The following is a 23,612-nucleotide window of genomic DNA, read 5'->3' on the forward strand; positions in this document are numbered from 1 at the left end:
GATGTGTATGCTCGTACACATGAGTTCGCGCAACGCGGCGGCCACACGCAACGCGGCAGCCACCAGACAGCGGATCCTGGAACACGCGCGTAGCCAGTTCGCCCGGCACGGGTACACGGCGGTCACCGTCAAGGGCGTGGCCGACGCGGCAGGCGTGTCACCCAACCTCATCACGCGCTACTTCGGCGGCAAGGACGGTCTCTTCCTGGCGGCGACCCAGGTGGAGATCCCGGTCTCGGACTCCTTCGACGGCGAGCGTTCCGCGCTGGGTTCACGCCTCGCGGCGAGCATCGTCCAGCGCTGGTTCGGCGCACCCGGCGATGATCCACTGCTCGTCCTGCAGCGCGCGTCCGGCGAACGGCCGGAGGCGGCGGAGGCACTGGCCGTCTTCCTCGACACCAACTCGCTGGAGCCGCTGTACCGCTACCTCCGCGACAGCGGCCTGGACGACGCGAGCGCCCGCAGCCGCGCCGCGGCGATCGACGCGTTCGTGCTCGGCGTCTCGACCCGCCGCCGGGTCCTGCGTTCCGAGCTCGGCGACCCCGCCGAGCTCCAGGCCTGGCTGAGCGCCACCATCCAGCGCCTCGCCGACGGGTGAGGCACGACGACCGTCGACGATCGATTCAGTCGCGGCGGGCCTTGCTCGGCTGGACGCGCTTGGGCTCGCCCGCCATCTTCGGGTAGTTCGGCGGATAGGGCATGTCGCCCAGCCCGTGCTCCCGCTCGTCCCGGTCGGCCCACTCCAGCAGCGTCTCCAGGGAGAACGCCCGCTCGTCGATCGCGGCGTGCAGGTCGCCGATCTTCGCGAACCGCTCCGGCATCGTGGCGATCGTGAAGTCCTCCGGTTCGACGTCGGGCAGCTCCTCCCACGTCAGCGGCGCGGACACCGGGGCGTACGGCTTCGGGCGGACGCTGTAGGCGGACGCGATGGTGCGATCACGGGCGTTCTGGTTGAAGTCGATGAAGACCTTCTCGCCGCGCTCCTCCTTCCACCAGTTGGTGGTGACCAGGTCGGGCATCCGGCGCTCGATCTCCCGGCCGAAGGCCAGCGCGCAGCGGCGGACCTCGGTGAAGGTCCAGCGGGGCTCGATCCGCACGTAGACGTGGACGCCGCGCCCGCCGGAGGTCTTCGGGAAGCCGATGAAGCCGAGCTCGCCGAGGATCTCGCGGACGGCCTCCAGGGCGACCTTCTTCGCCTCGGCGAAGCCGGTGCCGGGCTGGGGGTCGAGGTCGATGCGCAGCTCGTCGGGATGGTCGACGTCTCCGCAGCGCACCGGCCACGGGTGGAAGGTGACGGTGCCGAGGTTGGCGCACCAGGCCACGGCCGCGAGCTCGGTGGGGCAGATCTCGTCGGCGTGCCGCCCGCTGGGGAACGCGATCCGGGCCGTCTCGAGCCACTCCGGAGCGTTCTTCGGCACGCGCTTCTGGTAGAAGGCGTCGCCCCGGTTGTCGGCGCGCGTCGCCATCTTCGCGCCCTCGAACACCCCGCCCGGCCAGCGCTCCAGCGTCGTCGGCCGGCGGCGCAGCGCCCGCAGGATGCCGTCACCGACGGCCAGGTAGTAGTTCACCAGGTCCAGCTTGGTCTCTCCCCGCGCCGGGAAGTAGACCTTGTCCGGATTGGTGATCTTGACGACGCGATCTCCGACCTGGATCTCCACGAAAGGCGATGCCATAACGGCACGGTACATCCGCCCGGTGACAGATCACCGGAATGGCCCGTCCCCGCCGCGGGTTATGCGGGACATGACAGTCATTCGCAAGAGCGAGGAAGAGTGGAAGGTCCAGCTCTCGCCGGAGGAGTTCCACGTCCTGCGCGAGGCGGGCACCGAGCCGCCCTGGTCCGGGGAGTACGTCTCCACCAAGACCGAAGGGGTGTACCGCTGCCGGGCCTGCGGCGCGGAGCTGTTCCGCTCGGACACCAAGTTCGACTCGCACTGCGGCTGGCCGAGCTTCTACCAGCCGACCGAGTCGGACGCGGTCACGCTGCTGCGGGACACCTCGCACGGCATGATCCGCATCGAGGTCCGCTGCGCCCGGTGCGACTCGCACCTGGGCCACGTCTTCGAGGGTGAGGGCTACCCCACCCCGACGGACCAGCGCTACTGCATCAACAGCGTCTCGCTGAGCCTCGAGCCGGCCGAGTAGGCCCGCTCGGCGAAATCCGGAACGCGCCGGCGCGTCACCGCCCCGGCGCGTTCCGGCATTCTCAGCGGCGCTTCACATCGATCCGCTGAAGGTTCTTCGCCGGCGCCCATCCGGTCCTGCCGCCGCCCAGCCTCACCTCGAGGTACCCGTGGGAGGACCCGCCCGTTCCGGTGGTCGTCGCGCCCGCGCCGAGGTGGCCGACGATCCGCGACCTCGGGTCGGCCGCCGCCTGAACGGCGAGCTCACGCCCCTTCCGCACGCCGACGACACGGTAGGTCTGCGGCGCCTTGGTGCTCGGAGCGTGCGCGGAGACGGGCCGTACGGCGGCCTCCGCCGTCGCCCCCATGGCCAGGACTCCGCCGGCTCCGATGGTCACGGCGGCGACGACAGTGACGGCCCGGTTGCGCAGATTCATGTCCACTCCCTCGTGTTCGACAGTCCTTTCGGATATCGGCCAAATTAATCGGCACATCTGGAAGGACGATGAAGCACGACGAGGAATTGGATGAGATCGGTTTCAGAGTGGAATGAGGCGCATTAACGCGATATGAGAAGCGCTGTGCGACGCGCCGCCCGATGGGACGGCCGCCAAGTGCCATGAGAGCGTCAGCGGGTAGTGCCGCCGGGTGTCAGTGGGTTTGCCACGGCGACGTCAGTAGGTTTGTCACAAGAGCGTCAGTAGCGCTGGTAGGCCCTCCGCTGGGGTCCGTGTCGCCGGGGGAAAGTAGCTCTGGGGGTGCTTTGGCTGTTCCGTCCGGGTGTTTTTGCCCGGGTAACAGCCCCGGTCGCTTCCGGCGGCAATCGTAGAGAAGTGCGCGTGTCGCACACCAGCAATCGCCTGACCACTGATAGTGATGCTATGATCACGTAGCGTAGTTGATCAGTGGTGTCCCCCATGGGGACGCCACGCGGCAGATGGATGATGCTGATGCGGCATTTCTCTCACGCGCTGGGCGCGGTCGTCCTTGTCGTTGCGGGGTCTACTGCTCTGCTGTCAGGCAGAGCAAGCGCCGCCCCGTGTGCACCTGGCTCGCCGACCAGTACCAATTGCACGTTGACCGCGACGGCCAGCTTGACCGCAGGCACGTTGACGCTGGCGGCGCCGGCGTCGCTGGCCTGGTCCACGATCTTGAACGGTAACAACCAGAGCCTGGTCGACACGACGGCCGCCGACCAGGAGTACACCGTCAATGACGCCACCGGGAGCGGGGCGGGCTGGCACGTCACGACGTCCGCCACGACCTTCACCAACGGAACTCACACCTTCCCCGACAGCGGCACGTTCGTGACGAACGGCAGCACCGGCTCGATCGCCAGTGCCGCTGCGCCGACGGCCACCTGTAGTGGGAGCTGTACGCTGCCGACCAACTCGATCACCTACCCCGTGGCGATCACCACGGCGGCGGCGACGCCTACCCCGGTCACCATCTACAACGCCGCTGCGGCGTCCGGGCTCGGGCAGGTGGTCATCGGCGGCAGTACGGCGACCAACCCGGTCGGCTGGTGGGTGAACGTTCCGGCCAGCGCGTCGGCCGGTTCGTACACCTCCACGGTCACGATGGCGATCATCTCCGGGCCCTGAGCCCCGCGCCGGCGGCCCGCGTGCCCGCACGCGGGGTAACGGTGGGCTCTTTCGCGGTCGTGATGACGGTGCCACCCGGGGCGGGCGGCACCGTCTCCCACGCGCGCACGATGCCCACCCGCATGCCCTGGGCACCCGCGACCGCCGGTTACCAGATCTTGCGATCACACACGGCACGATCGGCGACCACACTGATGTCCCGGCACACCGCGACCGATCCCGTCCGCCACCACGTCGTACACCCAGGCGGGTCCTGGCCAGTGCCCACACTGCAACCAGGCGGTGCCCATCAGGCCGGGACCGGTCAACGAGGCGCAGCCAACGCCACCGGAGGTCATCGGCTTGACAGCATCACCGGCCCGACGTCAGCGCGTACCGCATGCCGCCATCGGCCTCGTGAGCATCGCCGCGCTCGCCCTCGCCGCTGTGGGCGCGGCCGTTCCGGCGCGAGCGGGTGGCGGCGTGGGGGGCGGCTCGTTCGGCCTCACGCCGACCTCGGTCTCGGCCGGTCGGCCGCGCTCCTACTTCAATCTGACCGTGCCGGCCGGAAAGACGGCCCGGGATACCGCGATCATCAGCAACACCGGGTCCCGGACCCAGCGCCTGAAGATCAGCATCTCCCGGGGCGTCACCGCGGCCAATTCCGGCTCCGCGTACCAGAACACGCCCGGCGGTTGCACCGGAGCCAGTTGCTGGGTGACCGGGCTTCCCACCGCCATCACCCTGGCCCCCGGTGAACGCAGGGCCCTGGGGTTCCGGGTCGCCGTTCCGGCCGATGCCCGGCCGGCGCAATACCTCACCGGCATCACCGCCGAATCCCTCGCACGACCCAGCGCGGTCGCGGCCGGCTCGAACGGGCAGGCATCCGCCAAAGTGATCATCGTCAGGCAGGTCACCGCCGGTATCGCGATCACCGTCGGCGCACTCGCGCAGATGAAGACCGCCCTGGCGGTCTCCCCGGTCTCAGCCGAATGGATCGGGAACACACCCCGCCTGCTCATCCCCGTACGCAATCCCGGCCAGACGTTCGTCAAGGCGAAGGGAACCATCTCCTGCCGAGTCCACGGCAGACCCCACTCCTACGACGTCATCATGCAAACGGTCCTGCCCGGCACCAGCGCGGTACTTCCGATCAACGCCCCGGGCCTGAGCGGTGAATCGATACCGTGCAAGGTCCGGCTGCGCAGGGGAACCGGCCCCGCGGCCCTGTGGTCCGGCACCGTGACACTGCCCTCCCGGACCCAAAAGAAGATCATCCACACCGGCAACGGCGCGTACACGACGCTCCCGGACAGCACCATCCCTTTCTGGGCGATCGCGCTTATCGTGCTCGGAGTACTGATCCTCACCGCCCTGCTGGTGCTGCTCGTCCTCCAGCGAAAGCACCGGCAGCGCACCCCCGGCTAGCCCGGTGGCCATGAGACGGGCCCGGTCGGGTCATCGGCAAGACCGATCACCCGGCGCCGGCTAACACGGTCCGGCGTGTGTCGCCGATGTCTCCGCCGTCGTCGGACGTGGTCATCGCGGCGAACGCTCGTCGGTCAGGGCCTTACGGATCGCCATCACCATAGTTACCTAGAGTGATACCGTTCGGCCGATACTTGTCACGCAGAGTAGTCAACGAAAGGGCAGTCCGTGATGTTCCGCTTTCGTATCGCCGCCATCGCCGCCGCACTGACCCTGAGCAGCGCGGGATCGGTCGTTCCCGCTCCGTCCGCGTCCGCCGCCGTCGGGCTGGCTCTCGACGGTCTCAGGTGTCTTGTCGACCAACACATCTGCTTCGCCAGCGGGACCGTGAACGCCACCCGGCCCGGGCACACCGAGAACCTGACCACGACGGTCGCCCCGGCGAACGGCGGTGCCGACATCGGCAGCGGGTCAGTGCAGCAGACAGGCAATGGCGGGAACGAGAAATTCACCACCGCGATCAAGACGACCCCCGCGGCTCCCATCACCGCCGGAGAGAAGATCAAGATCACCGCGACCGACGTGGAGACCTCCGGCCCGAGACAGATCGACAAGGCAACAACCAGCAAGAACATGACCTGCCAAGCGCACAGGGACCACACCGTCACCTGCGCATAGGCACGCCACGACCCAGGCCACCCAAGCCCTCACACGCCACGATGACGGAGGTCACCGCCGCCGGATCCGCCACGGGCGGATCCGGCTTGGCAACGGCGCGCCGCGCTCAGCGCAGGACCGACAGCCGGTCGAGGACGCCGAACGGCTGCAGCCCGTAGGCGTAGAAGTCGACCGCGTCGGCCGTCGCCGCGACCGACTCGGCCTTGGCCGCCAGGTCGGCCGCCGAGGTGGTGTCCGGCGGGCCCGGGCGCAGCAGGGCGCGCAGCTCGCGGCCCGGCCCGAGGGCGGCGCGGTACGCCTCCAGGTCGGTCGCGACGCGACCGGCGTCCCGCGCGTACGCGGTGACGGCGTAGCCGCCGGCGACCCGCGCGACCGCGGCCGGGTCGATCCCGATCCGCCATGCGTCGGACGCCGCGGGGCCGCCCGCCGGGCGGCCGTCCGCGTACCCCTTCACCGCGCCGGTGATGTCGAGGAAGATCAGCCGGGATCCCTCCGCGGCGACCGCCTCGGCCACCTCGGCGGCGAGCGCGGTGACCGTCGCCCGCCGGGCCATCGCGAACTCCGTGATCGCCGCCGGCAGGCCGGCCTCCGCCTGCCGCGCCCCGCCGCCTTCGAACGCCTCCTCCACCAGGCGCACGGCCTCCTCCCGCGCCGCCTCCGCGCCCTCGACGCGCCGGCAGTCCGGGCAGAAGCACAGGCCGAGGGCGTACTCGGCGACCGGGCCGAGCGCGACGAAGGAGCGTTCGTGGTGGTAGCCGTGCCCGAAGAACCCGAAGTGCAGCGACTCGGCGACGACGCCGTCGACGCCGTACCGCGCCATCGAACGGGCCAGGGCCACGGCGTACGCGCGGACGTCGGGGTTGGACGGGCACAGGTCCGCCGGGGCCGCGCGGTCGCCGAAGCAGTTCTCCTGCGTCACGTCGGGGTGCTTCAGGCCGATCGTGGTGTTGTGCAGGAAGACCCCCCACGCGTACAGCGACGCGCCGCGTGAGCGGGTCAGGGCCCGCAGCGAGCGGAGCGGGTCGTCCTCCGCGCCCGCCTGCACGGGCGGCACCAGCCTCCCGAACAGGTCGCCGGGCGGGAAGTGCACGCCGTCGTGGCGGAACGTCACCCGTGACGCGCCGTGCGGGGTGACGTCGCGGGCCCGGTGGTAGGCCGCCGCGACGGTCAGCCCGGTACAGCCGTAGCCGAGGACCCGCTCGAGGACCGGCGCGGCGCCCTCGCCGCGCACGTCCTCGACGAAGGTGTAGACGGTGGAGTCCATCAGCCCTTGTACGCCACGAAGTCGATCTCGACCAGGATGTTCATCAGGTCCGAGCCGACCGTCGTGCGCACCGGGTACGGCTCCGTGAAGTGCTCGCGGTAGACCTCGTCGTAGGCGGCGAAGTCGCGGTGCAGCTCCTGCAGGTGCACGGTCGACTTGACGACGTCGTCGAAGGTCAGGCCCTCCGCGGCGAGGACCGCGGCCAGGTTCTTCAGCACCTGCCGAGTCTGGGTGGCCACGTCGTCGCCGACGACCTGGCCGGTCTCCGGATCGATCGGGCCCATCCCGGCGGTGAACAGGAAGTCGCCGACGACGATCCCGTGCGAGTAGGTCCCGCCCGGCGCGGGGACGTTCTCCGGCTGGACGCGCTTCTTGGAAGGAATGGTCTTCTCCAATCGCTGGTCAGCGCACCACGTCGTCGGTGGTGCGCATGAGGATGAGATCTTCCCGGGAGGGCAGACCCTCCCAGTCTCCCTGGACGGTGACGGCGTACGCGCCCGCGCACGCCCCGGCCGCCAGGCGTTCGGTGATGCGGCGGCCGAGCACCCGCTCGGCGAGGTACGCCGCGGCGAACGCGTCCCCGGCCCCGACCGGGTCGAGCGTCTCGACCGGCAGGGCGGGCTCGTCGTACAGGTCGCCGTCGCAGCAGGCGACGGCGCCCAGCGCGCCGCGCTTGACGATCGCCTCGCGCGGGCCGAGGGCGGCCAGGCCGGCCGCGAGCGCGGACGCGTCCGCGCCGCCGGTGACGAGCCGGGCCTCCACCTCGGTCGCGAAGACGACGTCCGACCGCATGACGAGGGGTTTCAGCCGCGCACCGGCCTCCGCCGGCGTCCACAGGGCCCGGCGGAAGTTCAGGTCGAGCGAGACCGGGACGCCGGCGGCGCGCGCGATGTCGATGGCGGCGTGCACCGCCGCGTGCGCGCCGTAACTGAGGGCGGCGGTGATCCCGGTGACGTGCAGGACGCGGGCCCGGCGGATCAGGTCCTCCGGGACGTCCTGCGGGGAGAGCCGCGATCCGGCGCTGCCGGAACGGTAGTACTGGACCCGCGTGAGCCGGCCGGTCCGGCGCTCCTTGATGAGCAGCGCGGTCGGGGCGGCGGGGTCGACGACGACGTGGCCGACGTCGACGCCCTGGCCGGCCAGCGTCATCTGGATCAGCCGGCCGAACTCGTCCTCACCGACCCGCCCGACCCAGGCGGCGCTGCCGCCGAGCCGGCGGAAGCCGATGGCGACGTTCGACTCGGCGCCGGCGACGCCCAGGTCCAGGCTGCGGGCGTGGCGCAGCGGCCCGACCGCCGGTCCCTCCAGCCGGGCCAGCGACTCGCCGATGGTGACGAGCTGCGGCCCGTCCCCCGCAAGGTGCGACCCGTCCCCCGCCGGCTCGCGCCCGTCCCCCGACGTGGCGCTCATCCGCGTGCTCCGGCGACGGCCGCGACGAGGCGGCGGGCCCGGTCGGCCAGGGCGTCCAGCGACCCTCCGTCGAGCGCGTCGCCGAGGAGGGGCCCGCCGACGCCGACCGCGACGGCTCCGGCCCTGACGTAGTCGCCGGCCACGTCGACGCCGATACCGCCGGTCGGCAGGAGCGGGATGTCGCGGAACGGCCCGCGCAGGTCGCGCAGGTACCCGGGGCCGAACGCACCGGCCGGGAAGACCTTCACGGCGGACGCGCCGAGCTCCCAGGCCGCGCCGATCTCGGTGGGCGTGAGGGCGCCCGGATAGTAGGCGAGGCCGCGCGCGGCGGCGCGCTCGGCGACCTGCGGCCGCGTGTCGGGCGCGACGACGAAGGACGCGCCCGCGTCGGCGGCGGCGTCGACCTGCTCGGCGGTCAGCACGGTGCCCGCGCCGAGTTCGACGTCGCCGGGCAGCCGGCGGCGCGCCGCCCGGAGGGATTCGAGCGCCCCGGGGGTGTTGAGGGTCACCTCCAGGCAGCGCACGCCGGCGGTGGTGAGCGTGTCGAGCACCGCGTCCGTCCGGTCCCCGCTGGTGCCCCGCACGACGGCGACGACGCCGCCGGCGAGCAGCACCGGGCCGGGGCTGACTCGGCTGGTCATGAGGTGTTTCCTTCCTTCCGGAGGATGCGGGTGTCTCAGAAGTAGGTGCGGATCAGGTCGACGACCGTGCGATCCTCGTCGATCACGGGGATGACCTGCCACTTGTCGAAGGCCGTGCAGGGGTGGGAGATGCCGAAGCAGACCAGGTCGCCCGGGGTGAGCCGGACGTCGCCGGTCAGGTAGGCGTGGTGGTCGTTCATCCGCTCGACGACGAGGCCGTCGGCGGGCTCCTCGCTCCCGTCGCGGCGGCGGATCAGGCGCGGCACCGGCAGGCCCTCGTCGTACGGCGCCTCGCGCTTGCCCATGCCGACGAGGGCGAGCCCGTCCTCCGGCGTGGAGGTGACCTGCGCCCAGACCTCCAGCGCCGCGTCGAGCGAGCCGTCGATCCGGGTGTAGGGCGTCTTGACGCGGTAGACCCCGTCGTCGTGACTGACGTACGCGCCGCTGCGCAGGATGGTGCGCAGCCGGTGGCCGGGCAGCCAGTCGCCGCCGAGCCGGTCGGCGACGACGTCGAAGTAGGCGCTGCCACCGGCGGTGACGATCACGGTCTCGGGCAGCAGCCCGGCGTGCGACAGCTCCAGCGTCGCGGCGCGCACGTCGTTCAGGTACGCGGTGACGGCGGGCACGCTCGTCAGGCCGCCCTCGTAGGCCGCCACGCCCGCGAGCTCGATGTTCGGGGCGGCGGCGACGGCGCGGGCGACCTCGGTCAGCTCGGCGGCGGTGCGGCAGCCCGTACGCCCGCCGGCGTGCCCGAGTTCGACCAGGACCCGGAAGGACCCGGGCACCGACGCGATCGTCTCGACGCCGGCGACCGAGTCGACGTAGCACAGGAACTCCAGGCCGCGGTCGATCTCCTCGCCGATCCAGCGCAGCGCCACCGGGTCGAGCAGCTCGTTGGCCAGCAGCACCCGGGGCACGCCGAACGTACGGTAGGCCAGCACCTGGTTCGCGGTGGCGGCGGTGATCCCCCACGCTCCGGCGTCGAACTGCGCCTGGAACAGCGAGGGCGCCATCGTCGTCTTGCCGTGCGGGGCGAACTCCAGCCCGTGCTCCGCGCAGAACGCCGCGAGCCGGTCGATGTTGTGATCGAGGGCCGAGCGCCGGGCCACCATGACCGGCCAGGTGAACGCCCCGCCGAACAGGTGGTGCCGGGCGGCGGCGAAGTCCTCCAGGGACTCGGCCGGTCCCGGGTGCCACAGGCCCTTGGTCAGCGCGTCGACCGACGCGGGCGGGACGGTGAGGCACACCCCGGCCCCGTCCGCCCGGCCGCCGGTCGCCTCACCGGTCGTCGCAGCGCCGGTCCCGTCGGCCCGGCCGGTGGTCGCCTCGTCGATGCCGTGTTCGCTCACTGGACGTTCCCCTCTGCGGCAGCGCCGTGTCGTGTTGATCCGAGGATCCGTGATATCTCCGCCGCCGTGCGGACCACCAGGGGGCCCACCTCACGGACCCGTACCGGTGTCATCCGGGAGGTCAGCCCTGAGACGCTCAGTGCGGCGACGGCCTGGTCGGTGTGGTCGAAGACGGCCGCCGCGACGCAGCGGACCTCGGGCTCGTTCTCCCGGTCGTCGATGGAGTAGCCGCGCCGGCGGATCCATTCGAGCTCGGCCCGCAGCGCCTTCGGGTCGGTCACGGTCTTCTCGGTGATCGGCGGCATCCCCGCCTCGACGATCAGACGGAACGCGTCCTCGTCGAGCCAGGCGAGGACGGCCTTGCCGACGGCGGTGCAGTAGGCCGGGGCCCGGCTGCCGACCCGGGAGGCCATCCGGACGTTGTGCTCGTTCTCCACCTTGTCGATGTACACGACGTCCGGCGCGTCGTACAGGACCAGGTGGCAGGTCTCACGGACGGCGCGCTGGAGCCGGCGCAGCGGTTCGGCGGCGACGGCCCGCACGTCGATGGAGGACAGGTACGCCTGGCCGAGCCGCAGCGAGCCGTGCCCCAGCCGGAACCATCCGGTCTCGTGGTCGCGGGCGAGCAGGTCCTCCTCCAGCAGCGGCGCGGACAGCCGCAGCACCGTGCTCTTGCTCATGCCGAGGTCCTCGGCGATCCGGGTCAGCGAGGCGGGCCGCCCCGCGTTGTCACGCAGGTACCCCAGCACGGCGAGGGCCCGCCGCAGTGAGGAGGACTGATTGCGCCCGGCCGGTGTGACGGTCATATCGTGCTCGCGCCGTCGTTGACGCCGCAGGCCGGCACCGCCGTGACCGCGCCGAGACCGGCGGCGGTCAGGACGGCTCCTTTGAGTCCAGCGAACATGGGGGACTCCTTCATGAGGTCCGGGAGGAGGATCGGGAGCGCGCCGCGGAGGCGCGGTGCGGTCAGTTCGGGGTGAGGGCGCGGCCGGGCAGCGCGCCGGTCAGGGCTCCCCCGGCCAGGACGGGCACCCCGCCGACGAGGACGTGGTCGACGCCTTCGGCGGGGGTGCGCGGGGATTCGTAGGTCGAGCGGTCGGTGACCGTACGGGGGTCCAGGACGACGAGGTCGGCGGCGAAGCCGCGGCGGACGAGGCCCCGGTCGAGCAGGCGGAACCGGCGCGCGGCGTGCGCGGACAGGTGCACCGCCGCCTGTTCCCACGTCCAGTCGCCGAGCTCGCGCACGTGCCGGCCCAGGAGCCGGGCGAAGGCGCCCCATCCGCGCGGGTGGGGGTGACCGCCCTGGTAGATGGCGTCCGAGCCGGTGGTCTGCGCGGGGTGGCGCAACAGGGCCCGCACCGACTCCTCGGTGTTGGTCGGCGGCTGCCCGAACACGCACCCGGCCTCCAGGCGGGTCGCCACGAGCAGCTCGCAGCAGAACTCGCCCGGGGAGCGGCCCGCCCGCTCGGCGGCCTCGGGCAGCGTCAGGCCCTCGGTCCACCGCAGGTCGTCGGCCGGCACGTGCGACAGCGTGATGCGCGGCCACAGGTCGGCCGTCCACTCCCCTTCCAGCCGCCGGCGTACGGCGGGGTCGGCCAGCGCCTCCAGGGTCGCGTCCAGGTCGGCGACGGGGAGCCAGCCGGGCAGGGTGACGAGCGTGAGGGTGCTGGATCCGCGCAGGTAGGGGTAGTTGTCGAAGGTCAGGTCGATGCCCTGCGCCCGCGCGTCGTCCACCATCGCGATCAGGTGGTCGCGGGGGCCGTGGTAGTGGGAGACGTGCGGCACGACTCCGCTGGCCTCCGCGATCCGGCGCACCTCGGCCATCCCGTCGCCGGCCTTGGCCTCGTACCCTCGCATGTGCGTGACGTACGGCAGGCCGGCCGCGGCGACCGGCGCGCACAGCGCCGCCAGCTCGTCCGCCTCGGCGTACGCGCCGGGGAAGTACTCCAGGCCGGTGGACAGGCCCGCCGCGCCCTCCTCCAGGCCGCGTTCGACGTCGCGGAGCATGGCGGCCAGTTCGCCGGCGTCGGGCGCGCGGCGGGCGGCGCCGAGCGCGTTGCGCCGGATCGTCCCGTGCGGGAGCAGGTAGACCGTGTGGAGGGGAAGGCGGCGGTCGTAGCCGGCGAGCAGGTCCGCGACCGTCACCGGGCCGTCGTCGAGGCCGGGGTGCCGGCCGTTGACCGGCGCGAAGTACCGCGAGACGTACGCCAGCGTCGCCGCGCTCGCCGGGGCGAAGGAGACGCCGTCCTGGCCGAGCACGAAGGCGGTGACGCCCTGGCGCAGGGCGGCGAGCTGAACCTCCGGGTCGAAGACCGCGGCGTCGCCGTGGACGTGGGTGTCGATGAACCCCGGCATGACGTACCGGCCGGTCGCGTCGATCTCCGTCGCCGCACGCGCCCCGGGCAGAGGGCCGACCCCGGTGATCCGGTCGCCCGAGATCGCGACGTCGGCGCGGAAGGCGGGCGAACCGGTCCCGTCAACGACCCATCCACCCCGAATCACCGCATCAGCCACATCTCACCCCTTAAGTAACGAAGCCCCCAAAAAGCGGCGTCCGTCCGCATGGCAGGCGACGTTAGGAGCCGGGGAGCCGGGCGCGCCAGATCTGCAACACAGAATTTTGCGATGCAGAACTCGATCTATCTCCGCAGGTCACAGGGGTTCACGAGCGAGCGTAGCGCCCGGTCCGGCCCCGTCGCCCCGCCCCCCGGAGGCCGCTCCGGCCCACCAGGACGCGGCCCCGCACTTCACCGCCCGCCGCCCAGGGAGCCATCCGGCGGGATGAACTCGGCATAAACCCGCGCCTCACGGTGGGGCCTGCGCTCCAAGGGCGGCGTCTACCTAGTGCTGTGACCGGGAAGGTTCACCGTGATCGGAAGGCGGCTCGTGGGACGCGAAACGGCTGGTATTACTGTGGCATGCAGGAAGAGACCGCACGCTCCGCGATCGACACGTTCATCTCCGCGTTCAACGCGTCGGACGACAGCTATGTGACTGCCCTGCTCTCCCAGGCCCTGACCTCGGACGTGGTCTTCTGGGGGCCGTTGGGTCGCAGCGAAGGAATCGGGGCGGTCGAGCGGTTCGTGCTGGACATCCGACGCCACCCGGCGGGGACCGGCACGATGGGGCGCTGCTCAGCGGTGGACATGCCTGACGAATGGGCCCGTTACCGGTGGGTCTTCACCACGCCTGATGGAGGCCCCCGCCTGGCGGGAACGGATGTCGTCCATCTGCGACGGAGCCTCATCGACCAGATCATCGTCTTCGCGGGGGAGATCGAGCCGCTCGCCTCCTGAGTCATCCTTCTGTCGCTGTCCCTCTCCTGAACTTGCCCCGTCGGCGTTCGGGGGCTGCTGTTCGCGGTTGGTCAGGCCGCGATGTTGAGGGGGCGTCCGCCCCAGCGAATGCCCTTTTCGCTGCGGGTGCGGGCGCGTTCCTTGCGTTGGGCGGCGAGTACGTCGAGGTGGCGGGCGTTGGTGTTGCGCCAGCGCAGGTAGCGGTGCAGTGCCTGGGTTTGCGCAGGGTGGCTGCGGTGGTGGGAGTTGGCCAGGGTGAACTGCCGCAGCGGGCCGAAGTGGGCCTCGATCGGGTTGGCCCAGGAAGCGTAGGTCGGGGTGAAGGTCCAGAACCTGCTCGATCCGGTCGAGCTTGGCGTCTGCCGGGGGTGAGCGGTGAGAGTCGCCCGATCCGGAGCCGTTCACGGAGATCGAGCCAGAACCGCATTCTTCTCGTCTCTGTGGGCGGCACGGAGCGCGACGAGCCCCCTGGGCGGTCACGGGAAGGGCGCGTGCCGAGCCGCGTGTTCTACGGCACGCGGCTCAGGCGGCAGTCGTCCTTGAGGTCCATCTTGTTGGCGAGGACCGGGTACCCGTCGCGTTCGCGCGCGTGCACGAAGACCACCGGGGCCCGGCCCCGGACCTCGAGGTACGCCGCGCCCGTCCGGCACAGGGCCAGGGCGTCCGGCGAGTTCGCGTCGGTGGCGGGCAGGTCGGTGTAGACGCGCAGGATCGGCGCGGTCCAGATCACCTCGCGCACGTGCCCGGCGGCCCGGGGATCCGCGCTCCGGTAGTACGCCACGGCCGCCGTGTCCCGGGCGTCGTCACGCCCCGCCGGCACGGTCGGCGCCGCGCTGGGCGCCGCCGGTGTCGGCCGTTCCCCCTCGACCACCGGCCGGCCCGGCCGCCGGTGCGGGGCGGACGGGGTGAGCACGACGGCCACCAGCACGAGCCCGGTCGCCCCGCCGAGCAGCAGGCACACCGGGCGTACGACGGAGGCAGGCAGCAGCCGGACGAGCATGCCGGGCACACCGGCGCGCGGCCGCACATGTCGCCCCCTCCGGCGCCCTGATCGAGTCACGCGTGGAATACTCCGCCGCGCCACGCCGACCGATCCGCCCGATGCCCAACTCTTCGACCGCCCTTGACCTTCCGATGGACAGGCGAGAGAACAACGCCCGATCGGCCGCGCGCGTTTCCCCTGCACGAAGCGTCGGCGAGACGCCACCGCGCCTGACCGCGGACGCCTAGGGCAGGGAGGCGACGAGTTCGGAGACGGGCTTGCGGGCGCCGGTGTAGAAGGGGATCTCCTCGCGGACGTGCCTGCGGGCCGCCGCGCCGCGGAGGTGGCGCATGAGGTCGACGATGCGGTGCAGTTCGTCCGCCTCGAAGGCCAGGATCCACTCGTAGTCGTTCAGCGAGAACGACGCGACCGTGTTGGCCCGCACGTCGGGGTAGCCGCGCGCCATCATCCCGTGCTCGGCGAGCATCGCGCGGCGCTCCTCGTCGGGCAGGAGGTACCACTCGTACGACCGGACGAACGGGTAGACGGAGAGGTACGCGCGAGGCTCCTCGTCGGCGAGGAACGCCGGGATGTGGCTCTTGTTGAACTCGGCCGGGCGGTGCAGGGCCATCACGGACCACACCGGCTCGGAGGCGCGGCCGAGCGCCGTACGGCGGAAGCGGTGGTAGATCTCCTGCAGGTCGTCGGAGCTCGGCGCGTGCCACCAGAACATGTAGTCGGCGTCGGCGCGCAGCCCGGCGACGTCGTACAGGCCGCGGGTCGTGACGTCCTTGGCCGCCGCCTGCTCGAGCAGGTCCTCGACCTCACGGGCGACCGCGGCGCGATCGGCCTCGGCCAGGTCGCGGGCCCGGAACACCGACCACATGGTGTACCGGATGACCTGGTTGAGCTCCCGTGCCTTCGGTCGGCCCGTCTCTGCGGCACTCACGGTCGCACTCCTCTTCGCTGTTCGGGGGAACGCCTGGGGTCACACGGGCCGGTCGCCGACCGGCTCGGCGCCCCGGTTCGATTGTCCCCGACCCTTCAGGTGGTCGAGCACCCGGGCCGCCGCGACCCGGGCGGACGCGACGCAGGCGGGAACGCCGACGCCGTCGTAGGCCGCGCCGCACACCGCCACGCCGGGCAGTGCGGCGACCGCCGCGCGGATCCGCGCGACCCGGTCGAGGTGCCCGACGGTGTACTGCGGCAGGCCGCCGCCCCATCGGGTGACCCGCGTGTCGATGGGGAGCTCGGTGACCTCGGCGGTGCGGGCCAGCTCGGTCATGGCCGCGGCCGTCAGCTCCTCGTCGGAGCGCTGGAGCGCGAACTCGTCACCGTACCGGCCGATCGAGCAGCGCGCGACGACCAGGTCGGGTGAGCCGTCGGTGAGGTGCGGCCACTTGGTGGTGCTGAACGTCACGGCCTTGACCTCGCGCGTCTCGACGGCGGGCACGAGGTAGCCGCTGCGGCGCGGCCGCTCGGGAAAGGCCGTGCCGGAGTAGGCCAGCGTGATGATCGCCATACTGGCGTACTCGACGCGGTCGAGCTCGGCGGCCGCGGCCGGGGACTCCTCCTTCAGGAGGCGGCCGGCGGGCCGGGCGGGCACCGCGAGGACGACGGCGTCGACGTCGAGGGTCTCGGGGGCGCGGGCGGGCCCGATCGTCAGCCGCCAGCCGCCGGGCGTACGGGTCAGCTCGCGCACCATCGCCTCGGTGCGCACGTCGGCCCCGAGGTCGGCGAGTCTCGCGGCCAGCGCGCCGGGCAGCGAACCCATGCCGCCGACGAGCGTCGTGAAGACCGGCCCGGGGTTGGCGGGCGCCGCCTCGACGACGGAGCGGGCGGCGTTGATCAGGGACCGGTGGCTGCGGGACGCGGCGGCCAGCCCGCCCATCGTCGCCTCGAACGACAGCTCCTCGACCCGCCCGGCGTAGACCCCGCCGAGCAGCGGCTCCACCAGGCGGTCCACCACCTCGCGGCCGACCCGCGCGCCGACGTAGTCGGCGACCGACACGTCCTCGCCGCGCGGGGTCTCGGGGCGGACCAGGTCGAGCGGCACCCGGGCCAGGCCGGCGGGCGAAAGGACCTGGGAGCGGGCGAGGGCGGTCAGGTCGGCGGGCACGCCCATCACCTGACCGGCGGGCATCGGATGCAGCGCGCCCCGGCTCCAGATCGCCGCGGACGTGGTGCCGGGGAAGGCGAGCCGGTCGCCGAGCCCGAGCTCGCGGGCGAGCTCCAGGCCCTCGGGGCGGCGCGCGAGCATCGCCTCGGTGCCCTCGTCCACGGCGACGCCCGCGATCTCGCTCACCCGGAGCTTGCCCCCGACGTCCGGCGACCCCTCCAGGAGGGTGACGCGGGCGCCCTTCTTCGCCAGCTCGTACGCGGCGGTCAGCCCGGCGACGCCGCCGCCGACGACGGCGACGTGGCCGCGATGCGACTCATCGGTCATGGCTTCCACGATGGCAGACGGTCCGCGCGATGGGCGTTCAGGGGCGCGTGTCGGCGGTCAGCGCGCCGACTCCTCGTGGACGAACTCGACGAGCCGGGTGAGCTTGTCGGGGTCGGCCGCGGGCGGCACGCCGTGGCCGAGGTTGAAGACGTGGCCCTCGGCGGTACGGCCGCGGGCGAGCACGTCGCGGGTGCGCTTCTCGATGACGTCCCAGGGGGCGAACAGGATCGCCGGGTCGAGGTTGCCCTGCAGCGCCTTGCCGGGCCCGACGCGCAGGACCGCCTCGTCGAGGGGCACCCGCCAGTCGACGCCGACGACGTCGGCGCCGGCCTCGCCCATCAGGCCGAGGAGCTCGCCCGTGCCGACGCCGAAGTGGATGCGCGGCACGTCGTACGGCTCCAGCGCCTCGAAGATCTTGCGGGTGTACGGCAGCACCGACGTGCGGTAGTCCTGCGGGCCGACGGCGCCGATCCACGAGTCGAACAGCTGGATCGCGCGCGCCCCGGCCTCGACCTGGATCTTCAGGTAGGTCGCGGCGATGTCGGCGAGCCGGTCGAGCAGCCGGGCCCACAGCTCGGGCTCGCCGTACATCATCGCCTTGGTCCGGTCGTGCGTCTTGGACGGGCCGCCCTCGATGAGGTACGACGCGAGCGTGAACGGGGCGCCGGCGAACCCGATGAGCGGGGTGGCGCCGAGCTCGCCGGTGAGCGCGCCGAACGCCTCGGGAACGAAGGGGACGTCGCCGGGCTCGAGCGGGCGCAGCCGGTCGACGGCGGCGGCGTCGCGGACGGGGTCGGCGATGACCGGGCCGACGCCGGGCTTGAAGTCGAGGTCGACGCCGACCGCCTTGAGCGGCACGACGATGTCGCTGAAGAAGATGGCCGCGTCGACGCCGTAGCGCCGGACGGGCTGCATCGTGATCTCGACGATGAGGTCGGGCCGGGCGAGCGCCTCGAGCATGGGGATGCCCGCCCGCGCCTCGCGGTACTCCGGCAGGGCGCGGCCCGCCTGGCGCATGAACCACACGGGCGTGTACGGCACGGGCCGGCGGCGGCAGGCGAGGAGGAAGGGGCTCTCCTCGCCCGGGCCCGAGGCGGCCGTGGCGCTGTCTTGCGGCATGCCGGTGCTCTCCTGTCTGGCTTCCCGCGGAAGGTCATGGGTTTGAGGAACGCTTTGGATCGTCCCACGAAACGACGAGGCCCCGCGCGTCACCCTGTGGACGACCCCGCTGGAACGGTCCCGGACCGGTTCTCGGTCCCGTACGATGTGGTGCCCGCGCGGGCGGCCGGGGAGCGCCGCCGGGGCGTGGCCCTACGTCCGTTATGAGAATCTTCAGGACACGCCGAGCGAGGTCCTGCGATCACGGCGGGGCGCATGCGAACGTGTGAACGCTCCCCCTGCCGAATCGAGGGAGGTCACCGAGAGATGGCCCTCACACGTCATTGTTCCGCCTGTGGCGGCGAACGCCGCTTCGAGCAGCCGCCGTGCGCGGACGACCACGGCGCGGACTGCCCCGAGTGGGCGTGCGCGGACTGCGGCATGGCGATCCTGATCGGCGACGCGCCGGAGGCTCCGGTCACCGCCCGTTCCGAGGCCGCCTGAGGCTCCCTGTGCTGATGTGCCCGTCGAAGCGTTCCGAGGTGTGCCCGGTGGATCGGCCGTACGCCCGATGACGGCGCGGAGTGATCCCGCGCCGGGACCGTTCCAACGCGTGCTCGACACCTTGCGCGCCGTCGTCGACGCCGAACCCACGCGACCCGAGCTCCTCATCGAGGACATGCCGGCGCCGCAGCGGCTGGCGCCGTACGCTGCGGCGATCATGGCGACGGTGTACCGCGAGGACGACACCGAACTCGCCGTCGGCCGCCTCATCGTGCTGTACGACCCCGAGGGGCAGCGCGGCTGGGACGGGGACTTCCGGCTGGTCGCCTACGTGCGCGCCGAGCTGGAGCCGGAGATCGCGGCGGACCCGCTGATCGGCCCGGTCGGGTGGAGCTGGCTGACCGAGGCCCTGGAGGGCCACCGGGCCGGGTACAAGGCCGCGTCGGGGACCATCACCCGCGCGGTGTCGGAGAGCTTCGGGGACAAGGGCGCCGATCCGGCGACGACCGAGCTGGAGCTTCGCGCCTCCTGGTCACCGACAAGTGATGATATTGCTGGGCATATCAGTGCGTGGTGCGATGTTCTATGTCAGGCGGCCGGCTTGCCGCCGGCGGGAGTCACCTCACTGCCGAGTCCAGGAGCTTGAACACATACGGTAGGCGCGTGGAAGTGTCGGAAGCAGAAGTCGTACCCCTACTCGAACCGCGGGAGGGCATTCCTCCGGTCATCGAGACCCCGGAGGCGCTCAGGGACGCCGTCGAGCGGCTGGCCGCCGGGGATGGCCCGGTCGCGGTGGACGCCGAGCGCGCGTCCGGCTACCGCTATGGCCAGCGGGCCTATCTCGTGCAGCTGCGCCGTTTCGGCGCCGGCACGTTCCTGATCGACCCGGTCCCCTGCTCCGACCTGTCCGCGCTGGACGCCGCGCTGGCCGGCACCGAGATGGTGCTGCACGCGGCCAGCCAGGACCTGCCGTGCCTGGCCGAGCTCGGGCTCGTGCCGCGGCGGCTGTTCGACACCGAGCTCGCCGGCCGGCTGCTCGGCTATCCCCGCGTCGGCCTCGGCACGATGGTGGAGACCGTCCTCGGCTTCACCCTTGAGAAGGGGCACTCGGCGGCCGACTGGTCCAGCCGCCCGCTGCCGGCCGACTGGCTCCGCTACGCCGCGCTCGACGTCGAGCTCCTGGTCGAGCTGCGCGACGCGCTGGAGGTCGAGCTGAAGCAGGCGGGCAAGCTCGAGTGGGCCCTGGAGGAGTTCGCCGCGATCCTGACCACGCCGCCGAAGGAGCCCCGGCAGGACCCCTGGCGGCGCACCTCCGGCATCCACCGGCTGCGCAGCCGCCGGAGCCTCGCCGTCGTCCGCGAGCTGTGGACGACCCGCGACCGGATCGCCCGCGACCGCGACCTGTCCCCCGGCCGGGTCCTGCCCGACGCCGCGATCGTCGAGGCGGCGCTCGAGCTCCCCCGTACGCCGGACGACCTGGCGGCGCTGTCGACGTTCCGGGGGCGCAACACGCGGCGGCACGCGCCGGCCTGGTTCCGCGCCGTGCAGCGCGGCCGTACACTGCCGGACGCCTCGCTGCCCGAGCACAGCGTCCCCGGCGACGGACCGCCGCCCGCGCACCGCTGGGCCGAGCGCGACCCGGCGGCGGCCGAGCGCCTCAGCACTCTGCGGGCCGTGGTCGCCGCGCTGGCCGACGAGCACACGCTGCCCACGGAGAACCTCCTGCAGCCCGACACCGTACGACGGCTCGCCTGGGATCCGCCCGAGGACGCGACGCCGGAGTCCGTCGGCGTGGTGCTCACCGCCCTCGGGGCGCGGTCCTGGCAGGTCGAGCTGACGGCCACGCCTCTCGCCAAGGCGCTGTGCCGGCTGGCCGCCAAGCGTGAGGCCTGATCACCGGGCCGCACGCGCGGGCCGGATCGTCACGCGGCGTCTCGTCCTGGACCGCCTCGAACGCGGCCCCGCCCGTGCCCTCGCCGAGGGGGACTGCTCGGGCGTGGTCCCCGCGCGCGGGTGGCCGACGGACGCGACCGCGATCGTCGCCCACCGGGCGGCCACGGACGCCGAGGCGCTCACCTGGCTGATCCAGCGCGAGGGCGCGGTGATCGGGGAATGCGGGCTCAAGCACGCGCCGGACGCCGACGGGGTGGTCGAGATCGGCTACGGGCTCGGCGCGCCCTGGCGATCGCAGGGATACGGCACAGAGGCGATCCGCGGGCTGCTGAGCCGGCTCGAGGAGTCCCCGGCCTACCGCGGGGTGACCGCCGAGGTCCACGAGGGGAACCTCCCGTCCCGGCGGCTCCTGGAGCGGCTCGGGTTCGCCGTCGACGACCTCACGCCGCCGTACGTCTGGTACGCCCGCGCCCTGCGGTGACGGGCCCGTCAGAGCTGGATGAAGGACAGGCCCCGGGCCTGGAGCTTCGGGAGGACCTTCCGCAGCGCCTTGATGGTCTCGGAGCGGTCGCCGCCGCCGTCGTGGCACAGGAGGATGTCGCCGCCCTTGGCGGCCAGCATGCTGCGCCTGATGTGGGCGGTGCCCGGGCGGGCCCAGTCCCTCGGGTCGATGTCCCAGTCGATCGGCACCATGCCGTGCCGGGCCGCCGAGGCGAAGACCGCCTTCGACCACGCCCCGCCGGGCGAGCGGAAGAACCGCGGGGCGACGCCGGTCGCATGGGCGATCCGTTCGTGCGCCTCGGTGATCTCCTTGTCGACCTTGTGGGACGACATCTCGGCGATCCACAGCGGGTGGTTCATCGTGTGGTTGCAGAGCTGGTGGCCCTCGGCGACGATCCGCTGCGCGAGCTTCGGGTACTGCTTCACCTGGATGCCGATCAGCGAGAACGTCGCCTTGACGTCGTGCTCGGCGAGCACGTCGAGCATCTTCGGCGTCCACTCCGGATGCGGCCCGTCGTCGATGGTCAGCGCGATCGCGTTGGGCGGCGCGTCGGGGAGGATGTCGTGGATCCGGTACACGGCCTGCTTGCGGCGCGGTACGGGCGTCGGCGACGGCGGCGTGGGTGTCGGCGTGGGCGACGGGCTGGTGTCCACGGGCGGGATGACGGCACGGCCCCGCGCCAGCGGGTGCCGGGCACCGGCGGGCGCCCCTTTGACCCGGTCCCCGGCGAGCAGCAGGGCGGCGCTCGCGGCACCGAGGGCGATCATGCGACGACGGGTCATCACGTCCCGAAACTCCACATGTCGAACGCTATGCCGTAACGGCTCTCGGCGGATGTATTTGATCGGATCGAAACAAGGAGCCGGTACCGGGAACGTGACCCATTCAACACTAAAACGGCTTCTGAGTGACATTCCGGGCTTGCGATCGCCGATCCCCTCCCTCAAACTCGGGTTAGGTTAGGTTTGCCTAAGACCCCCCGTCGTCCGAAGGAGCGCGTCCCCTTGTTGCTCGGCAACTTCCTCATCGGCCTGCGCGAGGGGCTGGAAGCCTCGCTCGTCGTCAGCATCCTCATCGCGTACCTGGTCAAGTCGGGCAACCGCCGGGCGCTCGTTCCCGTCTGGACCGGCATCGGCGCCGCCATCGCCCTCAGCGTCGCGTTCTGCGTGGTGCTGAGCGTCGCCTCGGGCGAGATGCAGTTCAAGACGCAGGAGACCTTCGGCGGCTTCCTGTCGATCCTCGCCGTCTGCCTGGTGACGTGGATGGTGTTCTGGATGCGCCGGGCCGCGCGGTCCATGAAGGCCGAACTCGAGGGCAAGCTGGAGGGCGCGCTGTCCCTGGGGACAGGCGCCCTGTTCGCCGTGGCGATCCTCGCGGTCGGGCGGGAGGGACTGGAGACGGCCCTGTTCCTGTGGACCAACATCAACGCCGCCCAGGACAGCAGCGCTCAGCCGATCGCCGGCGCCGTGCTCGGCCTGCTCACCGCCGCCCTGCTGGGCTACCTGCTCTACCGGGGCGGACTCCGGCTCAACCTCAAGCGCTTCTTCACGATCACCGGCGCGGCGCTGATCGTGGTGGCCGCCGGGGTGTTCGGCTACGGCTTCCACGACCTGCAGGAGGCCGACATCCTGCCGGGCCTCAACTCCTGGGCGTTCCAGCCGCACACCTGGTTCGACGGCATGGGCAGCATGGGCCAGTGGCTGCAGACCGCCCTCCAGGGCGTCTTCAACCTGACGCCTCAGGTGACCAAGGTCCAGGCCGTGATGTGGGTCCTCTACCTGGTGCCGGTCATGTTCTTCTTCCTGCGCCCGGCCAAGCCCGCCGCTCCCAAGCCGGAGCGGCAGACCGCCCCCGCGCGCGGCTGAACCCGCGCAGGGCGATCTCAGCCTCTCAGCCGGCCTCCGGCCCCGCCCGGAGTGCTCGCTCCCCCGCCCCCGGCCGCCCGGCCGGGGGCGTTCGTCGTATCCGGACGAGATGACGTTCGTACAGCCGCCGGGCACGGTCGAGGAAGTCCACCAGCAGCTCCAGCTCCTCGGCGGTGTACCCGGCGATCTCCTGGAGGCCCTCATCCGCGATCGGGCCGTACAGCTCCCGGGCGGCGTGGGCGGCGTCCGCAGTGGCGCGCACCACGACCCTGCGCCGATCCCTCGGATCCGGGGCGCGGGTGAGATGACCCGCCCTCTCCAGTCGGTCGAGCATCGCGGTGACACTGCCCGTCGACAGGCCCAGCTCCTTCCCGAGACCGCTCGGTGAGGTCGTCGTCCCGGTCAAAAGGATCTCCAGGCAGCGCAGATCCGTCCGGTTGACGCCGAGCCGTACGGCCGCCGCCTCGTCGAAGGCGTCCACGGCCGCCTGGTGCGCCTGGGCCGCGGCCCCGACCCGGCGCCTTAGCTCTATAAGAGAGTAACTTGACAT

General features: G+C 72.2%; 26 protein-coding genes and 1 pseudogene. 11 read left to right on the top strand and 16 right to left on the bottom strand.

Annotated elements, in window-relative coordinates:
- Window positions 1–19 precede the first annotated feature (19 nt).
- Window positions 20–598, top strand: a complete 579-nt coding sequence (locus tag NE234_RS08820; protein ID WP_252778393.1) for a TetR/AcrR family transcriptional regulator — start codon at window positions 20–22, stop codon at window positions 596–598.
- A 25-nt stretch (window positions 599–623) separates the two neighbouring features.
- Here NE234_RS08820 and ligD read toward each other — a convergent pair whose 3' ends face one another.
- Entirely contained in the window at window positions 624–1,673 is a 1,050-nt protein-coding gene (gene ligD, locus NE234_RS08825) for a non-homologous end-joining DNA ligase (protein ID WP_252778394.1), read from the bottom strand.
- Window positions 1,674–1,743: 70 nt separating this feature from the next.
- Here ligD and msrB point away from each other — a divergent pair, with 70 nt between their 5' ends.
- Window positions 1,744–2,145: a peptide-methionine (R)-S-oxide reductase MsrB gene (msrB, locus tag NE234_RS08830; RefSeq protein ID WP_252778395.1), complete on the top strand. Its 402-nt coding sequence runs from the start codon at window positions 1,744–1,746 to the stop codon at window positions 2,143–2,145.
- A 61-nt stretch (window positions 2,146–2,206) separates the two neighbouring features.
- Here the strand turns inward: msrB and NE234_RS08835 are convergent, their stop codons facing one another.
- Window positions 2,207–2,560: a hypothetical protein gene (locus NE234_RS08835; RefSeq protein WP_252778396.1), complete on the bottom strand. Its 354-nt coding sequence runs from the start codon at window positions 2,558–2,560 to the stop codon at window positions 2,207–2,209.
- A gap of 639 nt (window positions 2,561–3,199) precedes the next feature.
- Here NE234_RS08835 and NE234_RS08840 point away from each other — a divergent pair.
- The 3 genes from NE234_RS08840 (at window position 3,200) to NE234_RS08850 (ending at window position 5,812) form a co-directional block, all read left to right on the top strand.
- The gene (locus NE234_RS08840; protein ID WP_252778397.1) at window positions 3,200–3,727 is read left to right on the top strand and encodes a hypothetical protein; all 528 of its coding nucleotides are present in this window, start codon (window positions 3,200–3,202) and stop codon (window positions 3,725–3,727) included.
- Window positions 3,728–4,123: 396 nt separating this feature from the next.
- Entirely contained in the window at window positions 4,124–5,134 is a 1,011-nt protein-coding gene (locus tag NE234_RS08845) for a WxL protein peptidoglycan domain-containing protein (protein ID WP_252778398.1), read from the top strand.
- A 231-nt stretch (window positions 5,135–5,365) separates the two neighbouring features.
- Window positions 5,366–5,812 (top strand): hypothetical protein, encoded by a 447-nt coding sequence (locus tag NE234_RS08850; RefSeq protein WP_252778399.1) that lies wholly within the window; start codon window positions 5,366–5,368, stop codon window positions 5,810–5,812.
- A gap of 106 nt (window positions 5,813–5,918) precedes the next feature.
- Here NE234_RS08850 and NE234_RS08855 read toward each other — a convergent pair whose 3' ends face one another.
- The 7 genes from NE234_RS08855 to NE234_RS08885 all read right to left on the bottom strand — a co-directional run bounded on the left by NE234_RS08855 (window position 5,919) and on the right by NE234_RS08885 (window position 12,990).
- Complete coding sequence (locus NE234_RS08855; RefSeq protein WP_252778400.1) at window positions 5,919–7,076, bottom strand: hypothetical protein; 1,158 nt, start codon at window positions 7,074–7,076, stop codon at window positions 5,919–5,921.
- Window positions 7,076–7,471, bottom strand: a complete 396-nt coding sequence (locus NE234_RS08860) for a RidA family protein (protein ID WP_252778401.1) — start codon at window positions 7,469–7,471, stop codon at window positions 7,076–7,078. The genes NE234_RS08855 and NE234_RS08860 overlap by 1 nt, the downstream gene beginning before the upstream one ends.
- A gap of 7 nt (window positions 7,472–7,478) precedes the next feature.
- Window positions 7,479–8,486: a sugar kinase gene (locus NE234_RS08865; RefSeq protein WP_252778402.1), complete on the bottom strand. Its 1,008-nt coding sequence runs from the start codon at window positions 8,484–8,486 to the stop codon at window positions 7,479–7,481.
- Entirely contained in the window at window positions 8,483–9,127 is a 645-nt protein-coding gene (locus tag NE234_RS08870; protein ID WP_252778403.1) for a bifunctional 4-hydroxy-2-oxoglutarate aldolase/2-dehydro-3-deoxy-phosphogluconate aldolase, read from the bottom strand. Before NE234_RS08870 ends, NE234_RS08865 begins: the two co-directional genes overlap by 4 nt.
- Before the next feature lie 35 nt (window positions 9,128–9,162).
- Window positions 9,163–10,374: an alanine racemase gene (locus NE234_RS08875; protein ID WP_252778826.1), complete on the bottom strand. Its 1,212-nt coding sequence runs from the start codon at window positions 10,372–10,374 to the stop codon at window positions 9,163–9,165.
- A 98-nt stretch (window positions 10,375–10,472) separates the two neighbouring features.
- Window positions 10,473–11,282 carry an IclR family transcriptional regulator gene (locus NE234_RS08880; RefSeq protein WP_252778404.1) on the bottom strand — a complete coding sequence of 270 codons (810 nt, stop codon included), beginning with the start codon at window positions 11,280–11,282 and terminating at the stop codon, window positions 10,473–10,475.
- A 160-nt stretch (window positions 11,283–11,442) separates the two neighbouring features.
- Window positions 11,443–12,990, bottom strand: coding sequence for an N-acyl-D-amino-acid deacylase family protein (locus tag NE234_RS08885; protein WP_252778405.1), 1,548 nt, complete (start codon window positions 12,988–12,990; stop codon window positions 11,443–11,445).
- Window positions 12,991–13,394: 404 nt separating this feature from the next.
- Between NE234_RS08885 and NE234_RS08890 the strand changes: the two genes are divergently transcribed.
- A complete protein-coding gene (locus tag NE234_RS08890) occupies window positions 13,395–13,772 on the top strand; it encodes a nuclear transport factor 2 family protein (protein ID WP_252778406.1) in 378 nt (125 codons plus the stop codon).
- Between the two features lie 71 nt (window positions 13,773–13,843).
- Here NE234_RS08890 and NE234_RS45040 read toward each other — a convergent pair.
- The 5 genes and pseudogenes from NE234_RS45040 to hemE form a co-directional block, all read right to left on the bottom strand.
- Window positions 13,844–14,095: pseudogene (locus tag NE234_RS45040) on the bottom strand (IS630 family transposase); the annotation flags it as partial.
- Window positions 14,096–14,280: 185 nt separating this feature from the next.
- Window positions 14,281–14,799 (bottom strand): hypothetical protein, encoded by a 519-nt coding sequence (locus NE234_RS08895; protein WP_252778407.1) that lies wholly within the window; start codon window positions 14,797–14,799, stop codon window positions 14,281–14,283.
- Between the two features lie 199 nt (window positions 14,800–14,998).
- The gene (hemQ, locus tag NE234_RS08900; RefSeq protein ID WP_319947027.1) at window positions 14,999–15,703 is read right to left on the bottom strand and encodes a hydrogen peroxide-dependent heme synthase; all 705 of its coding nucleotides are present in this window, start codon (window positions 15,701–15,703) and stop codon (window positions 14,999–15,001) included.
- Between the two features lie 39 nt (window positions 15,704–15,742).
- Window positions 15,743–17,200, bottom strand: coding sequence for a protoporphyrinogen oxidase (hemG, locus tag NE234_RS08905; protein ID WP_252778408.1), 1,458 nt, complete (start codon window positions 17,198–17,200; stop codon window positions 15,743–15,745).
- Between the two features lie 57 nt (window positions 17,201–17,257).
- A complete protein-coding gene (gene hemE / locus NE234_RS08910; protein WP_252778409.1) occupies window positions 17,258–18,319 on the bottom strand; it encodes a uroporphyrinogen decarboxylase in 1,062 nt (353 codons plus the stop codon).
- 306 nt (window positions 18,320–18,625) lie between these two features.
- Between hemE and NE234_RS08915 the strand changes: the two genes are divergently transcribed.
- The 4 genes from NE234_RS08915 to NE234_RS08930 all read left to right on the top strand — a co-directional run bounded on the left by NE234_RS08915 (window position 18,626) and on the right by NE234_RS08930 (window position 21,176).
- A complete protein-coding gene (locus NE234_RS08915) occupies window positions 18,626–18,802 on the top strand; it encodes a hypothetical protein (protein WP_252778410.1) in 177 nt (58 codons plus the stop codon).
- Window positions 18,803–18,869: 67 nt separating this feature from the next.
- A complete protein-coding gene (locus NE234_RS08920; protein ID WP_252778828.1) occupies window positions 18,870–19,448 on the top strand; it encodes a DUF3000 domain-containing protein in 579 nt (192 codons plus the stop codon).
- 23 nt (window positions 19,449–19,471) lie between these two features.
- Window positions 19,472–20,695, top strand: a complete 1,224-nt coding sequence (locus NE234_RS08925) for a ribonuclease D (protein WP_252778829.1) — start codon at window positions 19,472–19,474, stop codon at window positions 20,693–20,695.
- Window positions 20,685–21,176, top strand: coding sequence for a GNAT family N-acetyltransferase (locus tag NE234_RS08930; RefSeq protein ID WP_252778411.1), 492 nt, complete (start codon window positions 20,685–20,687; stop codon window positions 21,174–21,176). Before NE234_RS08925 ends, NE234_RS08930 begins: the two co-directional genes overlap by 11 nt.
- Before the next feature lie 8 nt (window positions 21,177–21,184).
- Here NE234_RS08930 and NE234_RS08935 read toward each other — a convergent pair whose 3' ends face one another.
- On the bottom strand, window positions 21,185–21,997 hold the full coding sequence (locus NE234_RS08935; protein ID WP_252778412.1) for a polysaccharide deacetylase family protein: 813 nt from the start codon (window positions 21,995–21,997) through the stop codon (window positions 21,185–21,187).
- 204 nt (window positions 21,998–22,201) lie between these two features.
- Here NE234_RS08935 and efeU point away from each other — a divergent pair, with 204 nt between their 5' ends.
- Window positions 22,202–23,062 (top strand): iron uptake transporter permease EfeU, encoded by an 861-nt coding sequence (gene efeU / locus NE234_RS08940; RefSeq protein WP_252778413.1) that lies wholly within the window; start codon window positions 22,202–22,204, stop codon window positions 23,060–23,062.
- A gap of 25 nt (window positions 23,063–23,087) precedes the next feature.
- Here the strand turns inward: efeU and NE234_RS08945 are convergent, their stop codons facing one another.
- Window positions 23,088–23,612: a MarR family transcriptional regulator gene (locus NE234_RS08945; RefSeq protein ID WP_252778414.1), complete on the bottom strand. Its 525-nt coding sequence runs from the start codon at window positions 23,610–23,612 to the stop codon at window positions 23,088–23,090.

Origin of the sequence: Actinoallomurus rhizosphaericola, assembly GCF_024055675.1 — a bacterium.
Taxonomy (GTDB): Bacteria; Actinomycetota; Actinomycetes; order Streptosporangiales; family Streptosporangiaceae; genus Actinoallomurus; species Actinoallomurus soli.

Coding starts and splice junctions, on each gene's coding strand:
- NE234_RS08820 (WP_252778393.1), top strand. CDS start 20: ATGAGTTCGCGCAACGCGGCGGCCACACGCAACGCGGCAGCCACCAGA.
- ligD (WP_252778394.1), bottom strand. CDS start 1,673: ATGGCATCGCCTTTCGTGGAGATCCAGGTCGGAGATCGCGTCGTCAAG.
- msrB (WP_252778395.1), top strand. CDS start 1,744: ATGACAGTCATTCGCAAGAGCGAGGAAGAGTGGAAGGTCCAGCTCTCG.
- NE234_RS08835 (WP_252778396.1), bottom strand. CDS start 2,560: ATGAATCTGCGCAACCGGGCCGTCACTGTCGTCGCCGCCGTGACCATC.
- NE234_RS08850 (WP_252778399.1), top strand. CDS start 5,366: ATGTTCCGCTTTCGTATCGCCGCCATCGCCGCCGCACTGACCCTGAGC.
- NE234_RS08855 (WP_252778400.1), bottom strand. CDS start 7,076: ATGGACTCCACCGTCTACACCTTCGTCGAGGACGTGCGCGGCGAGGGC.
- NE234_RS08865 (WP_252778402.1), bottom strand. CDS start 8,486: ATGAGCGCCACGTCGGGGGACGGGCGCGAGCCGGCGGGGGACGGGTCG.
- NE234_RS08870 (WP_252778403.1), bottom strand. CDS start 9,127: ATGACCAGCCGAGTCAGCCCCGGCCCGGTGCTGCTCGCCGGCGGCGTC.
- NE234_RS08880 (WP_252778404.1), bottom strand. CDS start 11,282: ATGACCGTCACACCGGCCGGGCGCAATCAGTCCTCCTCACTGCGGCGG.
- NE234_RS08890 (WP_252778406.1), top strand. CDS start 13,395: ATGCAGGAAGAGACCGCACGCTCCGCGATCGACACGTTCATCTCCGCG.
- hemG (WP_252778408.1), bottom strand. CDS start 17,200: ATGACCGATGAGTCGCATCGCGGCCACGTCGCCGTCGTCGGCGGCGGC.
- hemE (WP_252778409.1), bottom strand. CDS start 18,319: ATGCCGCAAGACAGCGCCACGGCCGCCTCGGGCCCGGGCGAGGAGAGC.
- NE234_RS08915 (WP_252778410.1), top strand. CDS start 18,626: ATGGCCCTCACACGTCATTGTTCCGCCTGTGGCGGCGAACGCCGCTTC.
- NE234_RS08920 (WP_252778828.1), top strand. CDS start 18,870: ATGACGGCGCGGAGTGATCCCGCGCCGGGACCGTTCCAACGCGTGCTC.
- NE234_RS08945 (WP_252778414.1), bottom strand. CDS start 23,612: ATGTCAAGTTACTCTCTTATAGAGCTAAGGCGCCGGGTCGGGGCCGCG.